The organism is Ruegeria sp. BHSB172 (genome assembly GCF_059613165.1).
The window spans coordinates 55347-80152 of record NZ_JBXWRZ010000008.1 but is presented as its reverse complement, the minus strand read 5'-3'; the positions used below and the strand labels follow the sequence as shown (position 1 = coordinate 80152).

Genomic DNA, 24806 nt, shown 5'->3' with positions numbered 1-24806 from the left:
GTCGGGGCTTTCAATTCAGGCTCTGTTCCGAGCCGATACCGCGTTTTCCGGCCCGGATGCAGGGGCGGAATTGTCGCGCTGCCCCGGCGTCAGCAGGTGCCGCAGCAGGGCCACCGGATGCGCCCGCAGGCTCAGGCGGGTGGCGACGTAATCCTCGACCACCTGTTCGCCCAGCGACATCTGCGGCAGATGGGCGGCGGGCTCGTCCAGCGCCTCACCTTCCAGATCCTGCGCGAACAGTGGCAGGGGCCTGGCGGTGGCGATCGCCTTGGCCTGCCACAGAGCCTCGCGCCGGGTCAGGCCGCAGGCGGCAAAGGCATCGGCCTCGGCCAGACGCTCGATCACCGAGGGGCCAAGGCCCGCGCGGCGCCAGACGTCGTCGACCTGGTGGTAGCCGTTGCCGCGCGCGGCGGTCAGCCAACTGGCGTCCTCCTCGCTTAGGCCCTTGATCTGGCGAAAGCCCAGCCGCAGGGCCAGCCCGCCATGGCCGTCGGGCTCCATCACGTTGTCCCAGAAGCTGGCATTGATGCAGACCGGGCGCACCTGCACGCCATGTTCGCGCGCATCGCGCACGATCTGGGCGGGGGCATAGAACCCCATCGGCTGCGAATTCAGCAGCGCGCAGGCGAAAATCCCCGGATGGTGGCACTTGATCCAGGCGCTGGCATAGACCAGCAGCGCAAAGCTGGCCGCGTGGCTTTCGGGGAAGCCGTAGGAGCCGAACCCCTCGATCTGCGAGAAGCAGCGTTCGGCAAATTCGGCGTCATAGCCGTTGCGCTGCATCCCGCGCAGGAACAGGGTGCGGAATTCGCTGACATTGCCATGCTTCTTGAAGGTCGCCAGAGACCGCCGCAGCCGGTCGGCCTGTTCGGGGGTGAAGCCCGCGCCGACGATGGCGATCTGCATCGCCTGCTCCTGAAACAGCGGCACGCCCAGCGTCTTACCCAGCACCTCGCCCAGTGCGTCCGAGGGGAAGCTGACCTCCTCCTCGCCGTTGCGGCGGCGGATATAGGGATGCACCATGTCGCCCTGGATGGGGCCGGGGCGGATAATGGCGACCTCGATCACCAGGTCATAGAAATTGCGCGGCCGCATCCGGGGCAGGAAGTTCATCTGCGCTCGTGATTCCACCTGGAACACGCCCACCGAATCCGCGCGGCACAGCATGTCATAGACCGCCGGGTCTTCGGGCGGCAGGGTGGCGAGCGTATAGCTGGTCTGGTGGTGCTGGGCGATCAGGTCAAAGGCCTTGCGGATACAGGTCAGCATGCCAAGGCTCAGGACATCGACCTTGAGGATGCCTAGGGAATCGATGTCGTCCTTGTCCCAGCAGATGACCGTGCGGTCCTCCATCGTGGCGTTTTCGATGGGCACCAGCTCGTCCAGACGGCCCTCGGTGATGATGAACCCGCCTACATGCTGGGACAGGTGGCGGGGGAAGCCGTTGATCTGATGTACCAGTGTTAGAGTCTGTTTTAGTCGGCGATCCTCTGGGTCGAGGCCGATCTCGCGCATCCGCTCGGCCTCGAGACCCGCGGTCGAGAAGAACCCCCACAGCTGCGAGGACAGGGCGGAAATCGTGTCCTCGGTCAGGCCCATGGCGCGGCCCACCTCGCGGATGGCGCGCTTGCCGCGATAGTGGATCACCGTGGCGCACAGCCCCGCGCGGTGGCGGCCATAGCGTTCATAGATGTGCTGGATCACCTCTTCGCGGCGTTCATGTTCGAAATCCACGTCGATGTCGGGCGGCTCGTCCCGCGCCTCGGAGACGAAGCGTTCAAACACCATGGTGCCCATCTCGGGGCTGACCGAGGTGACGCCCAGGCAATAGCAGACCACCGAATTGGCCGCCGACCCGCGCCCCTGGCACAGGATCCCGCGGCCGCGGGCAAAATGCACGATGTCGCGGACGGTCAGGAAGTAGGGCTCGTATTTCAGCTTGCCGATCAGGGTCAGTTCATGCGCCAGCATCGCCTTGACCTTTTCGGGCGCGCCGGCGGGATAGCGCCATTTCAACCCTTCATGCGCCAGCCGATGCAGGCGCTGGGCGGGGGTTTCGGTGCCGCTGACCTCGCTGGGATATTCATAGCGCAGCTCGTCCAGCGAGAAGGTGAGTTCCTGGCTGAGCGCATACGCGCGGGCCACGGCGCCTTCGTGCCCCTTGAAGATGCGCAGCATCTCGGCCTCGGACCGCAGGCGCTGTTCGCCATTGGCCAGCGCGTGGCGGCCCAGATCGTCCACCTTGCGGCGCAGCCGGATCGCGGTCAGCACATCGGCCAGCCGGCGGCGCGACCCGTGATGCATCATCGGCGCGGCGCTGGCGATGGTGGGCAGGCCCAGATGGCGCGATTCAGTCTCTAACACTTGGAAAAATGCCGTATCCGCCCCGTCATAGCGGGGATGCATCAGCAGGTGCATACGCCCGGCAAAGCGGCGCGTCAGCTGTTGCGCCTGTGTCCGCCATCCGCTCGCGCCGCCGGTCGGACGGCCCGCCTGTGGCCAGAGCAGCAGGTGCAGACCGTCGGAAAACTCCAGCAGGTCGGACAGGTGCAGGATGCAGTCGCCCTTGGCCGCGCGCAGCCGTCCGGTGGACAGGAGGCGGCACAGGTTGGCCCAGCCCTGCCGGTTGATGGGCAGGGCGGTGACGGGCGGGGCATCGGTAAAGATCAGCCGTGCCGCCGGGATCAGGCGCGGCACCGCATGCACCGGGAACGAGGGCGGTTTCGGGATGTGATTGGGGCAGGGCGGGCCGATGGGCGTGTTCCGCTCCTCCCACGCGCGGCGTTCACGCACCTTGCGGGCGATCTCGCGCGCCTGGGTGTGGGCGCGGACGATGCCGGCCACCGAGTTGTCATCGGCGATGGCGATGGCGGGCAGGCCCAGGGTGACGGCGCGCTCCATGTACTCCTCGGGGTGCGAGGCCCCGGTGAGGAAGGTGAAGTTCGACGTGATCGACAGCTCGGCATACATGGCGAGTCGTCATTATATTCTTGTTTTGTTCTTTTTCGAGTCCTTGTCTGCATTGCGCAGGAAACGGGTTGTCGATTCAGGTCCGGTGAAGTTTTGGTTCGAGCCCTGAGCGGACGTGTCGTGCATTCGCAGCAAACATCACCTTGGCTGGCTTCAAAGCTATCTTTGCATTTGTGAACCGATTGGATTGCAGCTTGGAAATCTACCTTCCGATCAGCGCGAAATCTGGGCTCAGCTCGCCACAGAGATATGGCTGTTCTTGCGCCCCGTGGTCGAAATGTAACTATTTGATTTCGAAGCTTTCAGTTGCGTGTAAACTCAGTTTCGCCCGCGCGTAAGCCGGTTTCCAATTCAATGTTGTCATAAAGCAAGGCGCGCAAAGTTTGCATCCGCCACCATTACACGCATTCTTAAAAAAGGTGAGATTTCTTAACAATGTCTGTCGACCGACCTTTATCTCACTCTTGGAGAGCATGAACTTCAGGTCTGTCTGAGGCACGACCCCTTCGTTCACGTGTAAGCCACAGACTGCTGCCTTGCCCCCAACATTTATTGATGCATACGCGATTATTGTTTCCCCTTTCTGCTGCGCAAGCCACGTTACGGTCGTTTTTCTGAACTGCTGTTCATTGCCTTTTAGCGCGAGGCATCCTTCCAGAAACTGCCCCTCTGCATGCGTGGCTGAAACGGAACAGGCGAGGAGGGTCAGTACGATTGCGATTTTCGAAAGAGTAAAACTCATGGCCTCGCTCCCGGTCTGACTACGGTTTGTTCGACAGTGAGCATTCGATTGCCCGTTTGAACGCCTTTGAGAGATCATCTCCATCGTTCGGAAAAGTCACAAGCAGTCTGCCGCGGTTATCATGAATAGAAATCGGCTTACCCTGCGAGATGAAGGAGCGGAACGTGGCCATGGAGATCGGGCGGCCAGCAAGAAAGTTGTGGCTCATCCCGGAAATCATCGAGCCTCCATAAAGTGCCTCAGGAATCCGAATTTCCCGCGAACCGGACTTCAACGTTAACTTTTTCCTGCCGAAGGAATAATCCCATCCCTTTTTGGATGCGTAGAACGACCAAGCCTGATCATTCTTCGCCTCGAACTCTAAGGATCCATCTTTGGAAAACAGCACCGCGCTACAGAGCGTATAGCGCCCTTTCTGTCCAGTTTGGGCTATGACAAATGTCGCAGGCTTCTTCACCACATACCAATACCCGAATCGTTCAACTTTTTCGCTCTTGCGGGTAGCCGGATCGGCCCACGCGACAGTCGAAAAACAAATGAGCGAAAGCAGGAAAAATGCAGGTCGAGATACTCTTGCTAGGGTCATCAATGGGCAAACTCCTACCTTTCAGAAAATTCAATTCGAGTAGCTTTCTCAGGATAGGGTTCCTCCGGCTTCCGTCATTGAGGTATGTCAAACTCTCGCTGGCTGGCAAAATGACCTGCCCCTGGTTTGCGTTACCTGGCCAACACCGTGCTTCGCCCATGTTTCCGCAAAACAGTTGTGCCTGGTGAACGAAGCGAAAGACAACTTCGTCCACAATGCGCTTATGCAAGGGCGGCGTGGCGAGTGGTCTTGGTTGTTCTGCAAAAAACCTCATCTGCCCAGACCGAAGTGGCACGGTGCCTAGTCACAGCTTGACCCGGTGCAGGCCTCGGCGCGGCTGGTTCTGATCATCGGCCGGGGCATCGTCAGCGCGCGCGGAGGTCAGGGCCAGGAACACGTCCTCGAGATCGGCCTCCTCGGTGCGCACGTCGCGGATGCGGATGCCGGCCAGACGGACCGCCTCGAGCACCTGCTCGGCGCTGGTTTCCGGGCTGCGGTAGTGCAGCGCGAGGCTGCCGTCGTCGCGCAGGCTGGCCTGAACGCCGGGGGCGGCGGGCAGGGCGGTCACGGGGGCCTCGGGGGTGATGACCATGGTGCGGCCGTCCATGCGGCCCAGCAGGTTGGCGGTGCTGTCCTGCGCGACCTTTTCCCCGTGGTTGATGATGGCGATCTCGTCGCACATCTCCTGCGCTTCTTCCAGGTAGTGGGTGGTCAGGATGATGGTCATGCCCTGCTGGTTCAGCTTGCGCACATTGGCCCACAGCATCTGGCGCAGTTCAATGTCCACGCCGGCGGTGGGTTCGTCCAGCACCAGGATTTTCGGGTGGTGCACCAGCGCCTTGGCCAGCAGCAGCCGCCGCCGCATCCCGCCCGACAGCGTGCGGGCATAGGCCTCGGCCTTGTCGCTGAGGCCGACCAGTTCGAGGATCTCGTCGCTGCGCCGCTGCGATTTGGGAACGCCGTAAAGTCCCGCCTGCACCTCGAGCGCGCCGCGGGGGGTGAAGAACGGGTCGAGGTTCAGCTCCTGCGGCATCACCCCGATGGCCGCACGGGCCTGGCGCGGGTTGCGGTCCTGGTCATAGCCCCAGATCGTAACCTGGCCGGCGGTCTTGATCACCAGCCCTGCGAGAATGTTGATCAGGGTCGATTTGCCTGCGCCGTTCGGCCCCAGCAGGCCAAAGACCGACCCGCGCGGGATATCCAGGTCAATGCCCTTCAGCGCGTGTTTCTCGGGTTGGCCCTTGCCGCCGCGATAGGTTTTGCGCAGGCCGCGAAGGCTGATCGCTGCATCGGTCATTGCTGGCTCTTGCCCCCGGTTTCTTGATCGCTCATAAACGCACCTAATGCATGCCCGCGAGGCCGACAACCAGTGAAGGATCGCACGCCGTGACAATCGAAGCTCCGGAAACCAAGATCGTCGAGACAAGCCGCGTCGCCTGCGATGGCGGCGAGGGCGCGCTGGGCCATCCGCGCGTCTGGTTGCAGATCCCCGAAGATCAGGGCTGGGTCGAGTGCCCCTATTGCGATTGCAAATATGTTCTGAAGGACGCACAGCAACACTGATTGCCCGCCCAACCGCAGTCCGCCCAAATCTCGCCGCGATTTTCATCCAGTGCGTTGGTGTGACAAACGTGGGTGTGAATGATGACCGATATGACTGCTGCTGATTCCGGGAATCCGGTTTTTGGATGGGTTGGCTTTTGCCTTGCGGCACTGGCCCTGTTCGCAGCCCTGTTCGTGTTCTGGGCAGGGCCATTCGCGCCGCAGCAATCCACCGGCGTGACTCTGGGCGAACTGGCCGCCGAGTTGGGTAAATCGACCCTGCGGGCCGCCGCGGGGATGGAGCAGCCCGCGCCGATCGCACCCACCCGCGATCTGGATGACTTTCTGCAGATCGGTGTCGCCATGCTGGGCGGGTTGGCGATCGTCGTCTCGGTCATCGGCATCCTGCGGCACGAAAAACGCCGCCCGGCCATTGCCGGTGTGGTCATCGGAACCGGCGCGATCCTGTTCCAGTTCTTCGCAATGGCGTTTTTCGCGTTCCTTGGCGCGCTGGTCATCATGGCGCTGCTGAACAGTTTCTCGGATGTTTTCAGCGGTCTGTTTGGCGGCTAGGGCGCGTTCCTGACTGGTCACCCGGCTGCCCCTGTGGCAGAACCGTCCCTGACTGACGGGGAGAGCGCGCATGAGCACATTCGGAAAAGGCTGCCATCTGCATCTGATCGACGGATCGGCCTTCATCTTTCGCGCCTATCACGCCCTTCCGCCGCTGACGCGGAAATCGGACGGGCTGCCGATTGGCGCCGTTTCGGGCTTTTGCAACATGTTGCAGCGTTACGTGGATGGCGACCACGGCCCGGACGCGCCGACTCATCTGGCGGTGATCTTCGACAAGGGCTCGCACACCTTCCGCAATGACATGTACGACCTCTACAAGGCCAACCGCGAGGCGATGCCCGAGGATCTGCGCCCGCAGATCCCCCTGACCCGGCAGGCGACCGAGGCCTTCAACATCCCCTGCAAAGAACTGGAGGGGTACGAGGCCGATGACATCATCGCCACGCTGGCCTGTCAGGCGCGCCAGGCCGGGGGGCGGGTGACCATCGTCAGTTCCGACAAGGACCTGATGCAGCTGGTGGGCGACGGTGTCGAAATGCTGGACGCCATGAAGAACAAGCGCATCGACCGCGAGGGGGTGTTCGAGAAATTCGGCGTCTATCCCGAGCGCGTCGTGGATGTGCAGGCGCTGGCCGGTGACAGCGTCGACAACGTGCCGGGCGCGCCGGGGATCGGGATCAAGACGGCGGCACTGCTGATCAACGAGTTCGGTGACCTGGAGACGCTGCTGGACCGGGCCGAGGAGATCAAGCAGCCCAAGCGCCGCCAGACCCTGATCGAGAAGCGCGACCAGATCGAGCTGTCGAAGAAGCTGGTGCAGCTGGATTGCGATATGCCGCTGGATTTCACGCTGGACGATCTGGAGCTTCGCGACCCCGACCCGGACAAGCTGTTGTCGTTCCTGGCCGAGATGGAGTTCCGCACGCTTTCCAAGCGGATCGCCGAGAAGCTGGGGGTCGAGCCGCCGGTGATCGCGGATGCGCCCGCGCCGGTCGCGTCGGATGATCCGCCGGCTGACGAACTGCCGTTCGATGCCAGCAAATACGAATGTGTGCGTGATGCCGCGGCCTTGCAGAAATGGATCGATCAGGCGCATGAACGCGGCTGGGTGGCGGTGGACACCGAGACAACCGGCCTGAACGAGATGGTGGCCGATCTGGTCGGCATTTCGCTGTGCATCGAGCCGGGCGAGGCCTGCTATATCCCGCTGACCCACCGCGACGGTGCCAGTGACGACCTGTTCGGCTCGGACGCGCTGGCCGAGGGGCAGATGCCGCTGGATGAGGCGCTGGAGATGCTCAAGCCGGTGCTGGAGGATCCGTCGATCCTGAAGATCGGGCAGAACATGAAATATGACGCCAAGATCTTTGCACGCTACGGCGTGGATGTCGCCCCGATCGACGACACGATGCTGATGTCCTATGCCATGCATGCGGGTGAGCATGGACACGGCATGGACACGCTGTCCGAACGCTATCTGGGCCACACGCCGATCCCGATCAAGCCGTTGCTGGGTTCGGGCAAGTCGGCGATCACCTTCGACAAGGTGCCAATCGACGAGGCCACCGCCTATGCCGCCGAGGACGCCGACATCACCCTGCGCCTGTGGAAGCTGTTCAAGCCGCAGCTGCACCGGGTTCAGGTGACCACCGTCTATGAAACGCTCGAGCGTCCCCTGGTGCCGGTTCTGGCCGAGATGGAGATGCATGGTATCAAGGTCGACCGTGACGTGCTGAGCCGCATGTCGAACGCGTTTGCCCAGAAAATGGCTGCGTTAGAGGCTGAAATCCACGAGTTGGCGGGCGAGAATTTCAATGTCGGCTCGCCTGCGCAGCTGGGCGAGATCCTGTTCGACAAGATGGGCCTAGAGGGCGGCAAGAAGGGCAAGACCGGCAAGTATTCGACCGGTGCCGACGTGCTGGAAGATCTGGCGACCGAGCATGAGCTGCCGCGCCGGGTGCTGGACTGGCGGCAACTCAGCAAGCTGAAATCGACTTATACCGACGCGCTGCAGACCCATATCAATCCCGATACGGGGCGGGTGCATACGTCTTATGCCATCACCGGGGCGAACACGGGGCGTCTGGCCTCGACCGATCCGAACCTGCAGAACATACCGGTGCGCACCGAAGAAGGCCGCCGCATCCGCGAGGCTTTCATCGCCGAGCCGGGCAATGTTCTGGTGTCGCTCGACTATTCACAGATCGAGCTGCGCATCCTCGCGCATATCGCCGATATTCCGGCCTTGAAACAGGCCTTTGCCGATGGGCTGGACATTCACGCCATGACCGCGTCGGAAATGTTCGACGTGCCGCTGGACGAGATGACGCCCGAAATCCGCCGCAAGGCCAAGGCGATCAATTTCGGCGTGATCTACGGCATTTCGGGCTTTGGTCTTGCGCGCAACCTGCGCATTCCGCGGGCCGAGGCGCAGGGCTTCATCGACCGCTATTTCGAACGCTTCCCGGGCATCCGGCGCTATATGGACGACACCATCGCTTTCGCCAAAGAGCATGGCTATGTGCAGACCCTGTTCGGGCGCAAGATCCACACGCCCGAGATCAACGCCAAGGGGCCGCATGCGGGGTTCGCGCGCCGCGCGGCGATCAACGCGCCGATTCAGGGCACCGCGGCGGACGTGATCCGGCGGGCGATGGTGCGGATGCCTCAGGCGATCGACGGGCTGCCGACCAAGATGCTGCTGCAGGTGCATGACGAACTGCTGTTCGAAGTGGCCGAGGACGCGGTGGACAAGACCATCGAGATTGCGCGCGACGTAATGGAGAACGCGCCTGATCCGGCGGTGAAGCTGGACGTGAAACTGACCGTGGATGCGGGCAAGGGCGCCAACTGGGCCGAGGCGCATTAGGCAAGCGCCGTGCCACTCATCAAGCCCGGCGGACCCTCTTCGCGGCAGGTCAGGCCTCGGGCCTGACCAACAGCGCGACCAGCCGACGGGTCAGCGGAGCCACGAACAGAACCACTGCGAAGGCCACCGGCCAGCTGACGCTCCAGGCGCCCATCCAGCTGGACAACGTGCTGGGGCCGAGGCCGACCTCTTTCACCGTGGCGATGCAGGTCACGATGCAGGACATCAGCCCGGACAGGATGAAACCGAACAGGACGGGGGCAAAACGGGCTGGGATCATGCGGCTGTTCCTCTGCTGATTTGCCTTTTCATATGCAGCATTCGAAATGTGATTTCCAGTGCGCAGGCGCACAGGCCTATCGCATCCAGTGCAGAGAGGCGTCGGTGCGCCGGGTCGAGGGCGTGTATTCGGCGCTGACCCAGCCGTCATAACCGCTGTCGTCGATTGCTGCGAACAGTGCGGTGAAATCGGTCTCGTCCCGGCCGGGTTCCGACCTGTCGGGGGCCGATCCGATCTGAATATGCACGATCCTGTCGCGGAATCTGTCCCAGACGGCCTGCGCATTGCCATGGATCATCCGGGCATGAAAGCTGTCGAATTGCAGGCCCACATTCTGGCGGTCGATCCGGTCTAGGCACGCGGCGGCCAGATCATAGTCGTTCAGAAAATACTCGGGCTGCGAGACCGGGTTCAGCGGTTCGATCGTGAACTGCTGATGCGGCGCAAAATCCGCGGCCCATTGCAGGTTGCGCACGAAACAGTCCTGCGCGTCCGCTCCCGAGGCATAGCCCGCCATCACATGGATCAGGCCGGGCCTCAACGCCTCGGCATAGCGCAGGACGCGGCGGATGTCGGACCGGAACCGCCCCTCGCCCCCCGGAACGGCCGCATAGCCGGGCTGGCCGCCGGTATAGTTGGGCGGCGGCGCGTTGATCAGTACCAGGTCCAGCCCGTTTGCCAGCAAAGCGCGGCGGGTTTCCTTGGCCGCCAAGTCATAGGGAAACAGGATCTCGACCGCTTTGAACCCTGCATCCGCCGCCGCCTTGAACCGGTCGAGATAGGGCAGCTCGGCAAAGAGCAGCGAGATATTGGCGGCAAATCGGGGCATTGTCCTCTCGGGCTGATGGCGCGCCGACCTTAGTGGCGTGCGGCGTGCAGAGGAAGGGTTTGAAAACGACAATATGTCGAAAATCGGCCAGACCGGCGCGGGCCGATTGTGAAGGGTCGGGGTGTCGCAGCGAATCATTTTCCTGGCGCTGCACCAACAAAAGGGTTGAAACCGATGGCGATGAGTCCGGACCCCGTTCGCGGGCCCAGTTTCACTGCGACCGGTGCGCGGCAATCCGCCCTGTCCGGAAACGGGCTGGCGGTGGCGTCGATGCTGACCTGGGCGGCCGGTTTCCCGGCGGCCGAGATCCTGTTGCAGTCCTGGCCGCCCGTCGCCCTATGGGCAGCGCGGCTGATGCTGGCGGTGGCAGTGATGGTGCCGATCTGGATCTGGATCGACGGACCCGGCGCCGTGCTGCGCGCCCGATGGGGACATGCGGTGCGGGTCGGCGGTTTTGGCCTGGGGCTGGGCATGTTCCTGATCATCCTGGCGCAGAAGCTGACCGACCCGGTGACGGTCGCCATCATCGCCTCGTGCGCACCGCTGGTGGCCACCCTGCTGGAACTGGCCGCGGGAACCCGTCGCCTGCGCGCGAATTTCGCGCTGGGCGTGGTCGTTTCGATCATCGGCGGGCTGATCGCCACCAGCGCCATCGCGCCCGCGCAGCTTGGGCTGGGTGCGCTCTGCGCGGTCGGGTCCACGACATTGTTCTGCTGGGGCAGCATGGCCACGGCACGCGATTTCCCGGACCTCAGCCAGACCGGCCGCACCACCATCACGCTGGCCGGTGGCGCGATCGTGGCCTCGGTGCTGATCGGACTGGCCAGCCTGGCCGGGTTCGACCTCCGGCCCCAGGGTGCCATCGACACGCTGCAGGCCGGGATGCTGGTCATCTACGCGCTGATATCGCTGGGGCTCAGCCAGGTTCTGTTCATCGCCTCGGTCGGCAAGCTGGGCGTGGCGCTTGCCTCGTTCCACATCAACGTGGCCCCGTTCTATGTGATGGTCATCATGCTGGTGTTGGGAGAAGAGTGGAACTGGACCCGTGCGCTGGGCGCGGCGGTGGTGGCGCTGGCCGTGGTGCTGGCGCAGGACCGGCCCGGACGGCAGACGGCCTAGCTGTCATCCACCATGTCCGATGGCGCGATGGCAAAGAACTGCCCGCCCGACCAGACGCCGAACTGCCCGTCGTGATGGGTGGCGATGTCCACCAGCCGATAGAAGCTTTTGCGGTCGATCCGCGCCTCGAGGTTCGATCGCACCAAAAAGTAGGGGCTCGGCTCACTCGTTTCGGGGTCGATGACCACCCGGATCGGATGATCCGGCCCGGCCGTCACCGTATCGCCGACATGGGTGGTAAACGTCAGAACCTGATTCTCGCCCGCGCCGGTCCGGTCGAAATCGACCGCCACAAACGGCGCGTCTTCGACCGTTATGCCGACCTTCTCGACCGGGGTGACCAGGAAATAGGCGTCCCCTTCTTTCTTAAGAATCGAGGAAAAGAGCCTCACAAGCTCGAACCGGGTGATGGGCGACCCTAGATAATACCAAGTGCCATCGCGCGCGATGCGCATGTCCAGATCGCCGCAGAACGGAGGATTCCAGCTGTCGACAGGGGGCAGACCCCGCGGTTTGGCCGCCTTGACCGAGGCCGCCAGACCCTCAGGGGACGGTTTCACAGGATTTTGTCCGCTCATTGTTTTTGCCATTTCCTCGCAGCGCGATACACTTCATCTATACTAAGTCCACGGAAGGGAAAGTCATGACCGAACCTGCCGACCTCGTGTCCGAGATCGAAGCGCTGGAAGCGAAACTGCAACAGGCCAAATCCTCGATCACCCGCCGCTTCATCGGGCAGGAGAGGGTCGTCGACCTGACGCTGACCGCGCTGCTGTGTGGCGGTCATGCCCTGCTGATCGGGCTGCCGGGCCTGGGCAAGACGCGGCTGGTGGAAACCCTGTCCACCGTCATGGGCCTGCATGGCAACCGCATCCAGTTCACCCCCGACCTGATGCCGGCCGACATTCTGGGGTCCGAGGTTCTGGACACCGCCGAGGATGGCAGTCGCCATTTCCGATTCATTCCCGGCCCGATCTTCTGTGAACTCTTGATGGCGGACGAGATCAACCGCGCCAGCCCGCGCACCCAGTCGGCGCTGCTGCAGGCGATGCAGGAACGCACGGTGACCGTCGCGGGCGAGGATCGCGCGTTGGGCGTGCCGTTCCACGTTCTGGCCACCCAGAACCCGATCGAACAGGAGGGCACCTATCCGCTGCCCGAGGCCCAGTTGGACCGTTTCCTGGTGCAGATCGACGTGAACTATCCCGACCGCCAGACCGAGCGTGACATCCTGCTGGCCACCACCGGCGTGGCCGAGGAGGAAGCGCACCAGATCTTCACCAAGGAAGAATTGCTGGCCGCGCAGGTTCTGCTGCGCCGGATGCCGGTGGGCGAGTCGGTGGTCGAACTGATCCTTGATCTGGTGCGCGCGTTCCGCCCCGAAGAACCCGGCGTGTCCGAGCGCGTGTCCGAGACCGTCGCCTGGGGCCCCGGTCCGCGCGCGGCGCAGGCGCTGATGATGACGGTGCGGGCGCGGGCGATGCTGCAGGGCCGGCTGGCCCCCAATGCCGAAGATGTGCTGGACATGGCGCGCCCGGTGCTGAGCCACCGGATGGCGCTGAACTTCGCCGCGCGGGCGCGCGGTGACAGCCTGGCCGACCTGATCGAAACCACCGCGGCCGGGCTTGTCCGGGCCGAGGCGGCCGCGTGAACGCGGTCCGCACCCTTCGCGAAAGATCCGAGGCCGAGGCGTCCCGGCTGCCGCCGCTGTTGGCGCGGGCCGAACACCTGGCCGGAACCGTGCTGCTGGGTGATCACGGCCGGCGGCGTTCGGGGTTGGGCGATGATTTCTGGCAATACCGACCGGCCCAGATCGGCGACAGCCGGCGGATGATCGACCATCGCCGCTCGGCCCGCGGCGATCAGCAATATGTGCGCGAACGCGAATGGCAGATCGCGCAGTCGATCATGCTGTGGGTCGATCAGGGTGCCTCGATGCGCTTTGCGTCCGACAAATCCCTGCCCACCAAGGCCGACCGGGCCCGCCTGCTGGGGCTGGCCACGGCGATCCTGCTGGTGCGCGGGGGCGAGCGTGTGGGTCTGACCGGAACCACCCTGCCGCCCCGGCGCGGCAATGCCCAGATCATCCGGCTGGCGCAGGCCCTGTCCGAAGATACCGAGGCCGACTACGCCCCGCCCGAGCATCGCGCCATGATCCCCCATGCCCGCGCCGTGTTCATCTCTGACTTCCTCGGTCCGCTGGACGAGGTCGAACTGGCCCTGACCAAGGCCGCCGATCGCGGCGTGCGTGGCGTGTTGCTGCAGGTTCTGGACCCGGGCGAGGAGAGCTTCCCCTATCGCGGGCGCACCATCTTCGAAAGCGTCGGCGGCACGGTCCGGCACGAGACCCTCAAGGCCGGAGACCTGCGCGATCGCTATCTGGCGCGGCTGGCGCGACGCAAGGATGACCTGACCCGCCTGTGCCGGGTGACTGGCTGGCAACTGGGCCTGCACCACACCCAAGACAGCGCGCAGGCGGCCCTGTTGTGGCTTTATCGTGCGCTGGACGGAGGGGCGCGATGACAGTTCTGGCGGGCATCGGCTTTACCGCGCCGTGGGTGTTGCTGGGTCTGCTGACCCTGCCGATCCTTTGGCTGATCCTGCGCGCCGTGCCGCCCGCGCCGATCCGACGGCTGTTCCCGGCGGTGACCCTGTTGCTGGGCCTGAAGGACGACGAGAGCGTATCCGACCGCACCCCGTGGTGGTTGTTGCTGCTGCGCATGCTGGCGGCGGCGGCAATTATTGTCGGTCTGGCCGGCCCGGTGCTGAACCCGTCGCGCGACGAAACCGGATCGGGGCCATTGCTGCTGGTGCTGGATGCCAGCTGGGCCGGGGCCACGCGCTGGCCCGCCACACTGGATCAGATCGACGCGCAGCTGACCGAAGCCGGACGGGCCGGGCGCCCGGTCTCGATCCTGCGCCTGACCGAGCCGGAACCGCCCGTCTTCCAGACCGCCGAGGCCTGGCGCAACCGCCTGCCCGGGCTGGTTCCGCAGCCGTGGCAGCCGGACGCGGCGCAGATCGAGCAGGCGTTGGCCGACTTGGCGGGGGTCGAGGGCAGGTTCGACGCGCACTGGTTCACGGACAAGCTGGACTATCCGGGCCGCGAAACCCTACTGTCTGCGCTGCAGGCGCGGGGCGCGGTCACGGTCTATCGCGCGGCGGCGCCGACCCTGGCGCTGCTGCCGGCCACCTATCAGGATGGGGCGATCCGGCTGACCGCGGTGCGCGCCACAACCGGACCGGCGCAGACCGTCACCATCAATGCACAGGGGCGCGACCCGGCGGGCGTGATGCGCCTGCTGCAATCGGTTGAGGTCAGCTTCGACAGCGGCACGACCCAGGCGCAGGCCGATCTGGCGTTGCCGTCCGAACTGCGCGCCCGCATCACTCGGTTCGAGCTGCAGGGCCAGCGGTCGGCCGGGGCGGTTTCGTTGACCGATGACAGCCTGCGCCGGCGCGAGGTCGCCCTGATCGCCGGAACCGTCAACCGCGAGGGGCTGGAGCTGCTTTCGCCACTGCACTACCTGACGCAGGTGCTGATCCCCACTGCCGATTTCGTCGAGGGCGGGCTGGCCGAGGTTCTGCCTGCCAACCCGGATGTGATCGTGCTGGCCGATGTGGCCAAGCTGACCCCCGCCGAACAGGCCGGATTGGTCGAATGGGTCGAACAGGGCGGGCTGCTGCTACGCTTTGCCGGTCCGCACATGGCGGCCAGTGATCTGGGCCGCGATGCCGAAGACGTCCTGCTGCCGGTGCGGCTGCGCAGCGGTGGCCGCTCGGTCGGCGGCGCGATGAGCTGGGGCGAAGCCAAGGGGTTGGCGCCTTTCCAGGAAGGCTCGCCCTTTTACGGGTTGCGCATCCCCGACGATGTGACCGTCAGCACCCAGGTGATGGCGCAGCCCGACCCGAACCTGGCCGACCGGGTGATCGCCGCGCTGTCGGATGGCACGCCGCTGGTGACGCGCAAGCCGCTGGGCCTGGGTCAGGTGGTGCTGTTCCATGTCACCGCCGATGCCGAATGGTCGACCCTGCCGCTGTCGGGCCTGTTCGTCGAAATGCTCGACCGGCTGGCCGTGGCCTCGGCCGCCAAGACGCGGCAGGTCGAACAGCTGCAAGGCACCACGTGGGAGCCGATTCAGGTGATGGACGGGTTCGGAACCCTGTCCGACGCGGGCAATCTGGCCGGTGTCGATGGCCCCGCGCTGGTGTCCGGCGCATTGGGGCCCGACCTGCGCCCGGGTCTGTATGAAAGCGGCAAGCAGAAGCTGGCCCTGAACGTGCTGACCGAGGACAGCACGCTGCGCCCGATAAGCTGGCCTGCGGATGTGCCCATCAAGGGGCAGGAGGTCAGTGCCGAGACCCCGATCGGGGGTCTGCTGCTGAGCCTCGCCCTGATCCTGCTGGCGGTTGACGTCGTGGCCTCGCTGGCGCTGTCGGGGCGTCTGGGGCTGGCGCGGGCGGCGGCGGTGGCGCTGGGCGCGGTTCTGATCGTACCGCAGGCGAAGGCGCAGACACCGGAAGAGACCGAATTCGCCCTGCGGGCGACCAAGGAATTGGTGCTGGCCCATGTCCTGACCGGCAATGCCCAGGTCGATGATGTCGCCCATGCCGGGTTGCGCGGCCTGTCGCAGACCCTGACCTATCGCACATCCGTCGAACCGGCCGAGCCCATGGGTGTGGACCTCGAACGTGACGAACTGGCCTTCTTCCCGCTGCTCTACTGGCCGATCACACCGGATCAGCCCCAGCCCTCGGCTGAGGCTTATGCCAGGCTGAACGCCTATCTACGATCGGGCGGGATGATCCTGTTCGACACGCGCGATGCCGACATTGCCGGATTCGGCGCCGCCAGTCCCAATGGGCGCAAGCTGCAGCAGCTGGCGACTCCGCTGAATATCCCTGCGTTAGAGCCTGTTCCGCGCGATCACGTCCTGACCCGAACCTTCTATCTGTTGCAGGATTTCCCAGGGCGCTATGCCGGAACCGAGATCTGGGTCGAGGCCGCGCCCCCAGACGCTGAACAGATCGAAGGCATGCCCTTCCGCAACCTCAATGATAACGTCACTCCGGTGGTGATTGGTGGCAACGACTGGGCCGGGGCTTGGGCAGTCGACCGGAACGGGCAGGCGTTGCTGCCGGTCGGGCGCGGCTATGCCGGAGAACGCCAGCGCGAGCTGGCCAACCGGTTCGGCGTCAATCTGGTCATGCACGTGCTGACCGGGAATTACAAATCCGATCAGGTGCACGTGCCTGCTTTGCTTGACAGGTTGGGCCAATGACCGGTTCCGTCATCTTTGACCCGCTGATCCCGTGGCCCGCTCTGGTCGCCATTGGTTCGATCGCTTTGGCCGCGACGGTCCTGGCGCTGTGGCGCGGGCTGTCGGGCTGGGCGTTGCGCGGTCTGGCGGCGCTGGTACTCTTGGCGGCCTTGTCCGGCCCGGTCTACCAGATCGAGGACCGCGCTCCGCTGACCGACATCGTGCTGATGATCGAGGATGAAAGCGCCAGCCAAACCCTATCTGACCGCGCCGAACAGACCACGCAGACCGCCGAGGCCCTGGCTGCCGAGATCGAGGCTCGCGACAACACCGAACTGCGCCGCATCACCGTGGGCGACGGCGACGGGGACGAAGGCACTCAGGTCATGGCAGCGCTGAATGCGGCGCTGGCCGAGGAACCCCGCGCCCGCATCGCCGGTATTCTGATCCTGTCGGACGGCATCGTGCATGACGTCGATCAGGCCCCGGATCTGCCCGCGCCAATGCACCTGTTGCAGACCGGTCGCGCGCAGGATTGGGACCGCCGCCTGATCGTGCGCAACGCTCCCGCCTTTGCCATCATCGGCGAGCCGGTCACGCTGACCCTGCGGGTCGAAGACAGCGGCGCCGCGCCCGCCGGTGCAGTCTCGGCCCCGTTGGAAATTGCCGTGGACGGTGGTGAGCCGCAGCAATTCAGCATCCCGATCGGCGTGGATGTCGAGCTGCCGGTGACCCTGCCCCATGGCGGGCGCAACGTCATCCAGTTCACCGTTCCGCAGGCTGATGGCGAACTGACCGACCGCAACAACACTGCCTTGATCCAGATGAACGGGGTGCGCGATCGGCTGCGCGTTCTGCTGGTCTCGGGCTCGCCGCATCCGGGCGGGCGCACCTGGCGCAATCTGCTGAAATCCGACAGCTCGGTCGACCTGGTGCATTTCACCATCCTTCGCCCGCCCGAGAAACAGGACGGGGTTCCGGTGGACGAACTGTCGCTGATCGCATTCCCCACGCGTGAGCTGTTTCTGGAGAAGATCAACGATTTCGACCTGATCATCTTTGACCGCTACAAGCGGCGCGGCATCCTGCCGGCGATCTACCTGGACAACGTGACCAACTATATCAATGATGGCGGGGCGGTGCTGATCGCGGCCGGGCCGGATTTCGCGACCGCCGACAGCATTTTCCGCTCACCCCTGTCCGCGATCCTGCCCGCACAGCCCACGGCCCGCGTGATCGAGGATCGCTATGTGCCCACGGTGACCGACCTGGGTCAGCGGCACCCTGTGACCTCCGATCTGGGCGAGGACGGTGAATGGGGCGCATGGCTGCGGCAAATCGACGTCCAACAAAGCGCGGGCGAGGTGTTGATGACCGGGGTCGACGACCGGCCGCTGCTGGTGCTAGACCGGGTGGGTGAAGGGCGCGTGGCGCTGCTGGCCTCGGATCACGCCTGGCTGTGGAGCCGCGGATACGAGGGCGGTGGCCCGCAACTGGAACTGCTGCGCCGTCTGGCTCACTGGATGATGAAGGAACCCGAGCTCGAGGAAGAGGCGCTGTGGGCCGAGGCCAACGGCCAGTCGATGCGCATCATCCGCCAGACCCTGAACGAAGAGGTCGGCCCCGTCACCGTCACCCGCCCCAATGGCGAAACGCTCGAGGTGCCGCTGCGCGAGATGTCGCCCGGCCGGTTCGAGGCGCAGTATTTCGGCCCAGAGATCGGCCTCTACCGCTTGCAGGAAGGGGACCTGACTGCCGTGATCGGCCTGGGCCCGGCCGCGCCGCGGGAATTCGAGCGCACAATCGCCACCCCCGAGATTCTTGCGCCGGTCATGGCGGCCATGCGCGGCGGTGCGATCCGTGTCGAGGACGGGCTGCCGGCCATCCGCAACGTGCGCGCGGGACGCCCGGCGGCCGGACGCGGCTGGATCGGGCTGACCCCGCGCGAGGCGTATGAAACCCGCGACGTGACTCAGGCGGGCCTGCTCCCGCCCTGGCTGGTTCTGCTGCTGGCGGGGGGCTTTCTGTTGGCCGGCTGGCTGCGTGAGGGGCGTGGCTGAGGCGTTTTAAACAGATTTTCACGCTCTGCCGGAATCCTGTGTCCGAACGGACCGGGAAAATAACAATGAGCCTTGCTGAAAAACTGGCACAGGAACGGCGCGCGCGGTTGGCGGCCGAACGCATGTTGGCATTGAAACAGGCCGAATTGTCGTCGGCCAATCAAAAGCTGGGTGAATACGCCCTGGCGCTGACCAAGCGGATCGGCGAAACCCAGGCCGAGGTTGCGACCGTTCGGGACGAGAATGAAAGGGTCAAATCCGACCTGACCATCGCACATGCCAAGATCGAAGTGGCCGAGCGCCGCCTGTGGCATTCGATCCAGACCATTCAGGACGGGTTCGCATTCTTTGACGGCAATGATTGCCTGATCAGCGCCAATACCGCCTATCTGAGCGTATTTGAAGGGCTGGATGAGGTCGCGCCAGGCGTCTCGTATCAACGCATACTCGATCTGCTGACCGACGAGGGGATCATCGTCATCGCCGACGAAGAGGCCGAGACGTGGAAAGCCCGTATGCGGCGGCGCTGGGCCCGGATGGCCCCTCCGCCCGAGGTGATCCAGCTGTGGAACGGGCAGTACATCAAGCTGATCGACCAGCGTGGGCAAGGGGGCGACGTGGTCAGCCTGGCGCTGAACATCACCGCCTCGGTCCAGCACGAGACGCTGTTGCAGGCCGCGCGCGACAAGGCCGAGGCAGCCAACCGGGCCAAGTCGGCCTTTCTGGCCAACATGAGCCACGAAATTCGAACCCCGATGAACGGCATCGTCGGGATGACCGACCTGTTGTCGGAAACCCCGATGAACGACGAACAGCGGCTCTATGTCGATACGATCCGCGCCTCGGGCGAGGCGTTGCTGGTCATCATCAACGACGTTCTGGACTACTCCAAGATCGAGGCCGACAAGCTTGAACTGCATCCCGAGGAATTCGACCTGGAACGTTGCATCCTCGAGGTCGCGACGTTGCTGCAACCCACGGTGCGCGACAAGGGTCTGACCCTTCTGGTCGACTACGACCTGTTTCTACCCACGCTGTTCGTGGGCGATCCGGGCCGCGTGCGGCAGGTCCTGACCAACCTGGTCGGAAACGCGGTCAAGTTCACGCCCCAGGGGCATGTGCTGATCCGGGTCACCGGGGTGCCGAATGCCGAACGGAAGACTTGCGACATCCAAGTCGCGATCGAGGATACGGGCATCGGGATTCCGCCCGACAAGATCGACCACATCTTCGGCGAGTTCAACCAGATCGAGGACGCCAAATCCCGCGAGTTCGACGGCACCGGGCTTGGGCTGGCCATCAGCAAGCGGCTGATCACGATGATGGGCGGCGCCATCTGGGTTGAAAGCGATCCTGGCAAAGGGTCCTGTTTCGGGTTCCGCCTGACGCTGCCCACCGCCGAGGGGGCGCAGCCCGCCCCGCCGCCGGATCTTGCGGACCGGTTGAAACATGTCGTCCTGGTCGAGGATCTTGCCGTCAACCGGGCGATTCTGGGCAAGCAGCTGCGACGGCTCGGGGCCGAGGTGACGGACTGCGCCACCGGCACCCAGGCCTTGTCGGCGATGCAAGGGTCGGTGGATCTTGTGCTGTGCAACCATGATCTGCCCGACATGGATGGGTTGGAACTGGCGGCGACGTTGCGCAGCCGGGGCTGGGACAAGGTGCCGATCGTGCTGATTTCGGCGAATCCGGGCATCATTCATGCTGACCCCAACCACCACCTGATCCAGGGCGTTCTGAAGAAGCCGATCCCGCGGGCTGAACTGTTCTCGCGCCTGATGGATTTGGGGGGTGGTGTATTGCCGCGACCCAGAGCGGCGGACTTTGCCACTGCCCCGGTGCGCATGGCGAGCGGGAAACGACGTCTCATGCGGGTTCTGGCGGCCGAGGACAACCGGACAAACCAGCTGATCCTGACGAAAATGACCAAGGGCCTGAACATCGAGCTGCGACTGGCGGCCAACGGGCTCGAGGCGGTCGCGGCCTATGACGAATTCGAACCCGACCTGATTTTCATGGATATTTCGATGCCGAAGATGGACGGCAAGCAGACGACCGAGGAAATACGGCGCAAAGAGATCGGAACGGGCCGGCACGTCCCGATCGTGGCCCTGACGGCCCATGCGATGATGGGCGACAGAGAAAATATCCTTGCGGCGGGTCTGGATCATTTTCTGACCAAGCCCCTGCAGAAGAAGCTGATCTGCGAAATGATCCAGGCGCATTGCCCGACGGGTGCTCAACCCGTCATTGTCGAGCCAGCCGGTGCGGTTTAGGCGGGCGCCATGTCACAGGAACGAGGTTTTCGCCCCCGCGCCTTGGGCGAAATTGCAATACGCTGCGCCAACATGGCGGCGATGGTTGACTTCTAGGAAAACGTCATCGGGCTGACCCGCCTGCATGGCGGTCATGATAGGGCGATCGCATTCTTTCGGATTGCAGAAGGGTTCGACGGGCACACACAGGTTTTGGCGCTATTTCACCATGGGGCAGCGCCGCGGCCGGGTTTACACCCCACTGGTGCCGACAAACCCATGACTGGGGCGCAATCGTCGCTGCACCATATCGCCTTGTCTCTTCCGTTTGCGGAACAGGAGGTCGTCATGCGCTGGTATGATCAAATCGGCCAGCCCTATCGCGTCGAACGGTTCGGCTGGATCGGTTGGTGCGGCGTGTTTACCACGGACCCCGAGGGCAACACGGTCGAGCTGGTGGCGTATGACGCCTCGATGCTGGATCAGGCCTGATAGGGGCGCACGAATACCGGTTTGTCCGGTTCCGACAAATCAGACCGATACACATAGCCGCCGGTGTCGAAATCCTGCAGGCTCTCCGGATCGGTCAGTCGGTGTTGAATGATGTACCGCGCCATTGAGCCGCGAGCCTTCTTGGCGAAAAAGCTGACGATCTTGGGAGCGCCACCCTTGTCCTCCATGAAGACCGGGGTGATGACCCGCAGTTTCAGGGCCTTGGGATCGACTGCGCCGAAATATTCCTGGCTGGCGCAGTTCACCAGCGTATCGGTGCCCAGTGCCTCGGCCTGCGCGTTCAGCGCCTTGCTCAGCTGGTCGCGCCAGTAGTCGTACAGGTTCTTGCCGCGTCGGGTTTTCAGCCGGCTGCCCATTTCCAACCGATAGGGCTGAATGGCGTCCAGCGGGCGCAGCACGCCGTAAAGCCCCGACAGGATGCGCAGATGGTCCTGCGCCCAGGCCAGTTCCTCAGCGTCCAGCGATGCCGCCTCGAGCCCCTGATAGGTGTCGCCGGCAAAGGCCAGTGCGGCCGGCCGGGTGGCCTCGGGCGGCGGCGCGTCGGCAAAGGCGCGGAACCGGTCGCGGTTCAGCCGGGCCAGATCGTCGCTGAGGCTCATCAGCTTTTTCAAACCCCCCAGCGTCAGGTTGCGCGCGGTTTTCGCCAACCGGATCGCGTCGTCCTGAAAATCGGGCTGGGTCGGTGCAACGTCCCGCTCTGCCCAGTCCAGCCGCTTGGCCGGAGAGATCACCACCAGCATGTCTGCCCCCTTGTTCGTGCCTGCCCGTCGATACCTAGCCCGCCGCGCGCAGCACGTCCAGAAATGCGGCGGCGAAACGTTCGGCGCGGCGGTCGCCCAGAATCTGCTCCAGCGCGCGTTCGTCGCCAGGGCGCATCTGCGCCACCTTGGCCAGTTGCGCGGCAGAGCAGCTCAGCGGCTTGTCGATCCCGTCCGGGCCTCGGGCCAGCTGCGCCTGCACCTCGAGCAGTCGGTCGTAGATATCGCCCTGTTCGCGCCCTGCCAGCTTGCGGCGCGCCGGATGCAGCGCCTGCGCCTCGCCTGCGATCACCTCAAGGAAGGTATCGCCATAGCGATCAAGCTTTTTCGCGCCAACACCGCCGATCCGGGCCATCTCGTCCAGCGTCATGGGACGTTTTTCCGCCATCTCGATCAGCGTGCGGTCGGGAAAGATGACATAGGCGGGCACGCGGGCGGCCTCAGCCAGCGCGCGGCGCTTGGCCTTGAGCGCCGAAAGCAGGGGCGCGTCCTCCTCTGAAACCATCATCTTGACCGCGGGCCGCCGGGTGGCCTTGCGCAGCGTATCCTTGCGCAGGGTGATCTGCGCCTCGCCCTTCAGGATCGGCTTGGCGGCCTCGGTCATGCGCAGCGCGCCGTGGCGTTCGGGGTCGGGGCGCACCAGGTCGTGACCCATCATCTGTCGGAAGATCGCCTGCCATTGCGGGCGCGACCAGTCCTTGCCAATGCCGTAGGTGGGCAATTCGTCATGCCGCCGCGTGCGGATCTTGTCGGTGTCGTTGCCCAAGAGGATGTCGATCAGGTGGCCCGAACCAAACCATTCCTCGGTGCGCAGGATTGCAGACAGGGCCATGCGCACGGGGGTGGTGCCGTCGAACAGCTCGGGCGGGCTGTCGCACAGGTCGCATTTGCCGCAGGGCTCGGCCTGTTCCCCGAAATAACCCAGCAGAGTCTGGCGGCGGCAGTGCAGCGCCTCGGCCAGACCCAGCAGCGCGTTCAGACGGGCATGGTCGGCGGCGCGGCGTTCAGGTGGGGCCAGACCCTCGTCGATCTGGCTGCGGCGCAGGCGGATGTCGTCGGGGCCGAACAGGGTCAGGGTCTCGGCCGGCCCGCCGTCGCGGCCGGCGCGGCCGATTTCCTGGTAATAGGCCTCGATCGATTTCGGGAGGTCCGCATGGGCGACCCAGCGGATGTCGGGCTTGTCGATGCCCATGCCGAAAGCCACGGTGGCCACCACGATCAGCCCGTCCTCGCGCGCGAAGCGGGTTTCGACAATGCGGCGGTCCTCGGCCTCCATCCCGCCGTGATAGTGGCAGGCGCTGTGGCCTTGTTCGCGCAGGGCCTGCGCCAGCACTTCGGTCTTGTTGCGGGTGCCGCAATAGACGATGCCCGACTGGCCCCGGCGTGCGTCGGCGAAATCCAGGATCTGCTTGCGCGGGCTGTCCTTGGCTGCAAAGGCCAGGTGGATGTTCGGGCGGTCGAAGCCACGCAGGAACTTGCGCGGGGGCTTGCCGTCGAACAGTTTCTCGACGATTTCGTCTTGCGTTTCCGCGTCCGCCGTGGCGGTGAAGGCGGCCAGCGGCACGTCCAGCGCGCGACGCAGCTCTCCGATCCGCAGGTAGTCGGGGCGGAAATCATGACCCCACTGGCTGACGCAATGGGCCTCGTCCACGGCGATCAGGCTGACATTGATCCGCCGCAGCATCCCCAGCGCCGAGCCCGCCGCCAGCCGTTCGGGCGCCATGTAGAGCAGCTTCAGCCGCCCGGCCTCGAGCGCCTCCCACACGGCGTCGGTTTCCTCGGGCGTGTTGCCCGAGGTCAACGCACCAGCCTCGACACCGGCCTCTTGCAGCCCTCGCACCTGGTCGCGCATCAGCGCAATCAGCGGCGAGATCACCACGGTGACCCCGTCGCGCAGCAGGGCAGGTAGCTGATAACACAGGGATTTGCCGCCCCCGGTGGGCATGATCGCCAGCACGTTCTCGCCGGCGGTCACGGCATCGACGATCTCTTCCTGCCCGGGGCGGAACTCATCGAATCCAAAGACATCTCGCAGCAGAGGCGCGGCGTCGAACATGTGCGGGGGTGCCCTGTTTCAAGATTTGACTGCTCTTGAACGGACAATCACACAGTCGGAATCGGGGAACAAGAGGTCAGTAGAAATAGACCGCGTTGTTGATGAGGATGATCCGCAGCGCATAGACCCCGATCAGCACCACCAGCGGCGTCAAGTCCAGACCGCCCATGTTGGGCAGAATGCGGCGGATCGGGCCATAGATCGGCTCGAGCAGGCGGTTCAGGCCGTACCAGATCTGGGCGACCAGCTGTTGATGCAGGTTCAGGACCTGGAAGTTGATCAGCCAGCTCATGATCACATGGGCCAGGATGATGAACCAGACGATGTCCAGGATCAGCAGCAGGATTTGGATCAGCGACAGCATGGGCACCTCGTTTTCCGTACGGGCTG

20 protein-coding genes are annotated in these 24806 nt (G+C 64.5%); 10 read left to right on the top strand and 10 right to left on the bottom strand.

Annotated features, from left to right (window positions below; genetic code table 11):
* Positions 1-15: 15 nt before the first annotated feature.
* From AC2FM3_RS06585 to AC2FM3_RS06570, 4 genes are all read right to left on the bottom strand, one after another.
* Positions 16-2970, bottom strand: coding sequence for an error-prone DNA polymerase (locus AC2FM3_RS06585; RefSeq protein WP_496680078.1), 2955 nt, complete (start codon positions 2968-2970; stop codon positions 16-18).
* A 283-nt stretch (positions 2971-3253) separates the two neighbouring features.
* Positions 3254-3712 (bottom strand): hypothetical protein, encoded by a 459-nt coding sequence (locus tag AC2FM3_RS06580; protein ID WP_496680076.1) that lies wholly within the window; start codon positions 3710-3712, stop codon positions 3254-3256.
* Between the two features lie 19 nt (positions 3713-3731).
* Positions 3732-4298, bottom strand: a complete 567-nt coding sequence (locus AC2FM3_RS06575) for a hypothetical protein (protein WP_496680074.1) — start codon at positions 4296-4298, stop codon at positions 3732-3734.
* A 304-nt stretch (positions 4299-4602) separates the two neighbouring features.
* The gene (locus tag AC2FM3_RS06570) at positions 4603-5595 is read right to left on the bottom strand and encodes an ABC transporter ATP-binding protein (protein WP_496680072.1); all 993 of its coding nucleotides are present in this window, start codon (positions 5593-5595) and stop codon (positions 4603-4605) included.
* Positions 5596-5684: 89 nt separating this feature from the next.
* Here AC2FM3_RS06570 and AC2FM3_RS06565 point away from each other — a divergent pair, with 89 nt between their 5' ends.
* The 3 genes from AC2FM3_RS06565 (at position 5685) to polA (ending at position 9285) form a co-directional block, all read left to right on the top strand.
* Entirely contained in the window at positions 5685-5861 is a 177-nt protein-coding gene (locus AC2FM3_RS06565; RefSeq protein ID WP_005980050.1) for a zinc-finger domain-containing protein, read from the top strand.
* Positions 5862-5942: 81 nt separating this feature from the next.
* The gene (locus tag AC2FM3_RS06560; RefSeq protein ID WP_496680070.1) at positions 5943-6413 is read left to right on the top strand and encodes a hypothetical protein; all 471 of its coding nucleotides are present in this window, start codon (positions 5943-5945) and stop codon (positions 6411-6413) included.
* A gap of 70 nt (positions 6414-6483) precedes the next feature.
* Complete coding sequence (gene polA, locus AC2FM3_RS06555) at positions 6484-9285, top strand: DNA polymerase I (RefSeq protein ID WP_496680068.1); 2802 nt, start codon at positions 6484-6486, stop codon at positions 9283-9285.
* 49 nt (positions 9286-9334) lie between these two features.
* Here the strand turns inward: polA and AC2FM3_RS06550 are convergent, their stop codons facing one another.
* Positions 9335-9565, bottom strand: a complete 231-nt coding sequence (locus AC2FM3_RS06550; protein WP_496680066.1) for a DUF2798 domain-containing protein — start codon at positions 9563-9565, stop codon at positions 9335-9337.
* Positions 9566-9641: 76 nt separating this feature from the next.
* Complete coding sequence (locus AC2FM3_RS06545; RefSeq protein WP_496680064.1) at positions 9642-10394, bottom strand: hydroxypyruvate isomerase family protein; 753 nt, start codon at positions 10392-10394, stop codon at positions 9642-9644.
* Between the two features lie 174 nt (positions 10395-10568).
* Between AC2FM3_RS06545 and AC2FM3_RS06540 the strand changes: the two genes are divergently transcribed.
* Positions 10569-11513 (top strand): DMT family transporter, encoded by a 945-nt coding sequence (locus AC2FM3_RS06540; protein ID WP_496680063.1) that lies wholly within the window; start codon positions 10569-10571, stop codon positions 11511-11513.
* Here AC2FM3_RS06540 and AC2FM3_RS06535 read toward each other — a convergent pair.
* On the bottom strand, positions 11510-12091 hold the full coding sequence (locus tag AC2FM3_RS06535; RefSeq protein WP_496680061.1) for a DUF1285 domain-containing protein: 582 nt from the start codon (positions 12089-12091) through the stop codon (positions 11510-11512). The two genes, AC2FM3_RS06540 and AC2FM3_RS06535, sit on opposite strands and share 4 nt — an antisense overlap.
* A 65-nt stretch (positions 12092-12156) precedes the next feature.
* On the opposite strand from AC2FM3_RS06535, the gene AC2FM3_RS06530 reads away from it, so the two are divergent.
* The 6 genes from AC2FM3_RS06530 (at position 12157) to AC2FM3_RS06505 (ending at position 21581) form a co-directional block, all read left to right on the top strand.
* Complete coding sequence (locus AC2FM3_RS06530; RefSeq protein ID WP_496680060.1) at positions 12157-13164, top strand: AAA family ATPase; 1008 nt, start codon at positions 12157-12159, stop codon at positions 13162-13164.
* Positions 13161-14036, top strand: coding sequence for a DUF58 domain-containing protein (locus AC2FM3_RS06525; protein WP_496680059.1), 876 nt, complete (start codon positions 13161-13163; stop codon positions 14034-14036). The genes AC2FM3_RS06530 and AC2FM3_RS06525 overlap by 4 nt, the downstream gene beginning before the upstream one ends.
* Positions 14033-16795 carry a DUF4159 domain-containing protein gene (locus AC2FM3_RS06520; protein ID WP_496680058.1) on the top strand — a complete coding sequence of 921 codons (2763 nt, stop codon included), beginning with the start codon at positions 14033-14035 and terminating at the stop codon, positions 16793-16795. The genes AC2FM3_RS06525 and AC2FM3_RS06520 overlap by 4 nt, the downstream gene beginning before the upstream one ends.
* Complete coding sequence (locus AC2FM3_RS06515) at positions 16792-18834, top strand: hypothetical protein (protein WP_496680056.1); 2043 nt, start codon at positions 16792-16794, stop codon at positions 18832-18834. The genes AC2FM3_RS06520 and AC2FM3_RS06515 overlap by 4 nt, the downstream gene beginning before the upstream one ends.
* Positions 18835-18899: 65 nt before the next feature.
* Positions 18900-21110 (top strand): response regulator, encoded by a 2211-nt coding sequence (locus AC2FM3_RS06510; protein ID WP_496680054.1) that lies wholly within the window; start codon positions 18900-18902, stop codon positions 21108-21110.
* A 327-nt stretch (positions 21111-21437) separates the two neighbouring features.
* Positions 21438-21581, top strand: coding sequence for a hypothetical protein (locus AC2FM3_RS06505; protein WP_496680052.1), 144 nt, complete (start codon positions 21438-21440; stop codon positions 21579-21581).
* Here AC2FM3_RS06505 and yaaA read toward each other — a convergent pair.
* The 3 genes from yaaA to AC2FM3_RS06490 form a co-directional block, all read right to left on the bottom strand.
* Positions 21572-22342: a peroxide stress protein YaaA gene (gene yaaA / locus AC2FM3_RS06500; protein ID WP_496680050.1), complete on the bottom strand. Its 771-nt coding sequence runs from the start codon at positions 22340-22342 to the stop codon at positions 21572-21574. The two genes, AC2FM3_RS06505 and yaaA, sit on opposite strands and share 10 nt — an antisense overlap.
* A 34-nt stretch (positions 22343-22376) precedes the next feature.
* Positions 22377-24416, bottom strand: coding sequence for a DNA helicase RecQ (gene recQ / locus AC2FM3_RS06495; RefSeq protein WP_496680048.1), 2040 nt, complete (start codon positions 24414-24416; stop codon positions 22377-22379).
* A 76-nt stretch (positions 24417-24492) separates the two neighbouring features.
* Positions 24493-24780 (bottom strand): YggT family protein, encoded by a 288-nt coding sequence (locus AC2FM3_RS06490; RefSeq protein WP_005980077.1) that lies wholly within the window; start codon positions 24778-24780, stop codon positions 24493-24495.
* Between the last annotated feature and the right edge of the window lie 26 nt (positions 24781-24806).

Excerpts from the sequence above, each read along its gene's own strand:
- AC2FM3_RS06585 (WP_496680078.1), bottom strand. The coding sequence starts at position 2,970 with ATGTATGCCGAGCTGTCGATCACGTCGAACTTCACCTTCCTCACCGGG.
- AC2FM3_RS06580 (WP_496680076.1), bottom strand. The coding sequence starts at position 3,712 with ATGAGTTTTACTCTTTCGAAAATCGCAATCGTACTGACCCTCCTCGCC.
- AC2FM3_RS06575 (WP_496680074.1), bottom strand. The coding sequence starts at position 4,298 with ATGACCCTAGCAAGAGTATCTCGACCTGCATTTTTCCTGCTTTCGCTC.
- AC2FM3_RS06570 (WP_496680072.1), bottom strand. The coding sequence starts at position 5,595 with ATGACCGATGCAGCGATCAGCCTTCGCGGCCTGCGCAAAACCTATCGC.
- AC2FM3_RS06560 (WP_496680070.1), top strand. The coding sequence starts at position 5,943 with ATGACCGATATGACTGCTGCTGATTCCGGGAATCCGGTTTTTGGATGG.
- polA (WP_496680068.1), top strand. The coding sequence starts at position 6,484 with ATGAGCACATTCGGAAAAGGCTGCCATCTGCATCTGATCGACGGATCG.
- AC2FM3_RS06550 (WP_496680066.1), bottom strand. The coding sequence starts at position 9,565 with ATGATCCCAGCCCGTTTTGCCCCCGTCCTGTTCGGTTTCATCCTGTCC.
- AC2FM3_RS06545 (WP_496680064.1), bottom strand. The coding sequence starts at position 10,394 with ATGCCCCGATTTGCCGCCAATATCTCGCTGCTCTTTGCCGAGCTGCCC.
- AC2FM3_RS06540 (WP_496680063.1), top strand. The coding sequence starts at position 10,569 with ATGGCGATGAGTCCGGACCCCGTTCGCGGGCCCAGTTTCACTGCGACC.
- AC2FM3_RS06535 (WP_496680061.1), bottom strand. The coding sequence starts at position 12,091 with ATGAGCGGACAAAATCCTGTGAAACCGTCCCCTGAGGGTCTGGCGGCC.
- AC2FM3_RS06530 (WP_496680060.1), top strand. The coding sequence starts at position 12,157 with ATGACCGAACCTGCCGACCTCGTGTCCGAGATCGAAGCGCTGGAAGCG.
- AC2FM3_RS06520 (WP_496680058.1), top strand. The coding sequence starts at position 14,033 with ATGACAGTTCTGGCGGGCATCGGCTTTACCGCGCCGTGGGTGTTGCTG.
- AC2FM3_RS06515 (WP_496680056.1), top strand. The coding sequence starts at position 16,792 with ATGACCGGTTCCGTCATCTTTGACCCGCTGATCCCGTGGCCCGCTCTG.
- AC2FM3_RS06510 (WP_496680054.1), top strand. The coding sequence starts at position 18,900 with ATGAGCCTTGCTGAAAAACTGGCACAGGAACGGCGCGCGCGGTTGGCG.
- AC2FM3_RS06505 (WP_496680052.1), top strand. The coding sequence starts at position 21,438 with ATGCGCTGGTATGATCAAATCGGCCAGCCCTATCGCGTCGAACGGTTC.
- yaaA (WP_496680050.1), bottom strand. The coding sequence starts at position 22,342 with ATGCTGGTGGTGATCTCTCCGGCCAAGCGGCTGGACTGGGCAGAGCGG.
- recQ (WP_496680048.1), bottom strand. The coding sequence starts at position 24,416 with ATGTTCGACGCCGCGCCTCTGCTGCGAGATGTCTTTGGATTCGATGAG.
- AC2FM3_RS06490 (WP_005980077.1), bottom strand. The coding sequence starts at position 24,780 with ATGCTGTCGCTGATCCAAATCCTGCTGCTGATCCTGGACATCGTCTGG.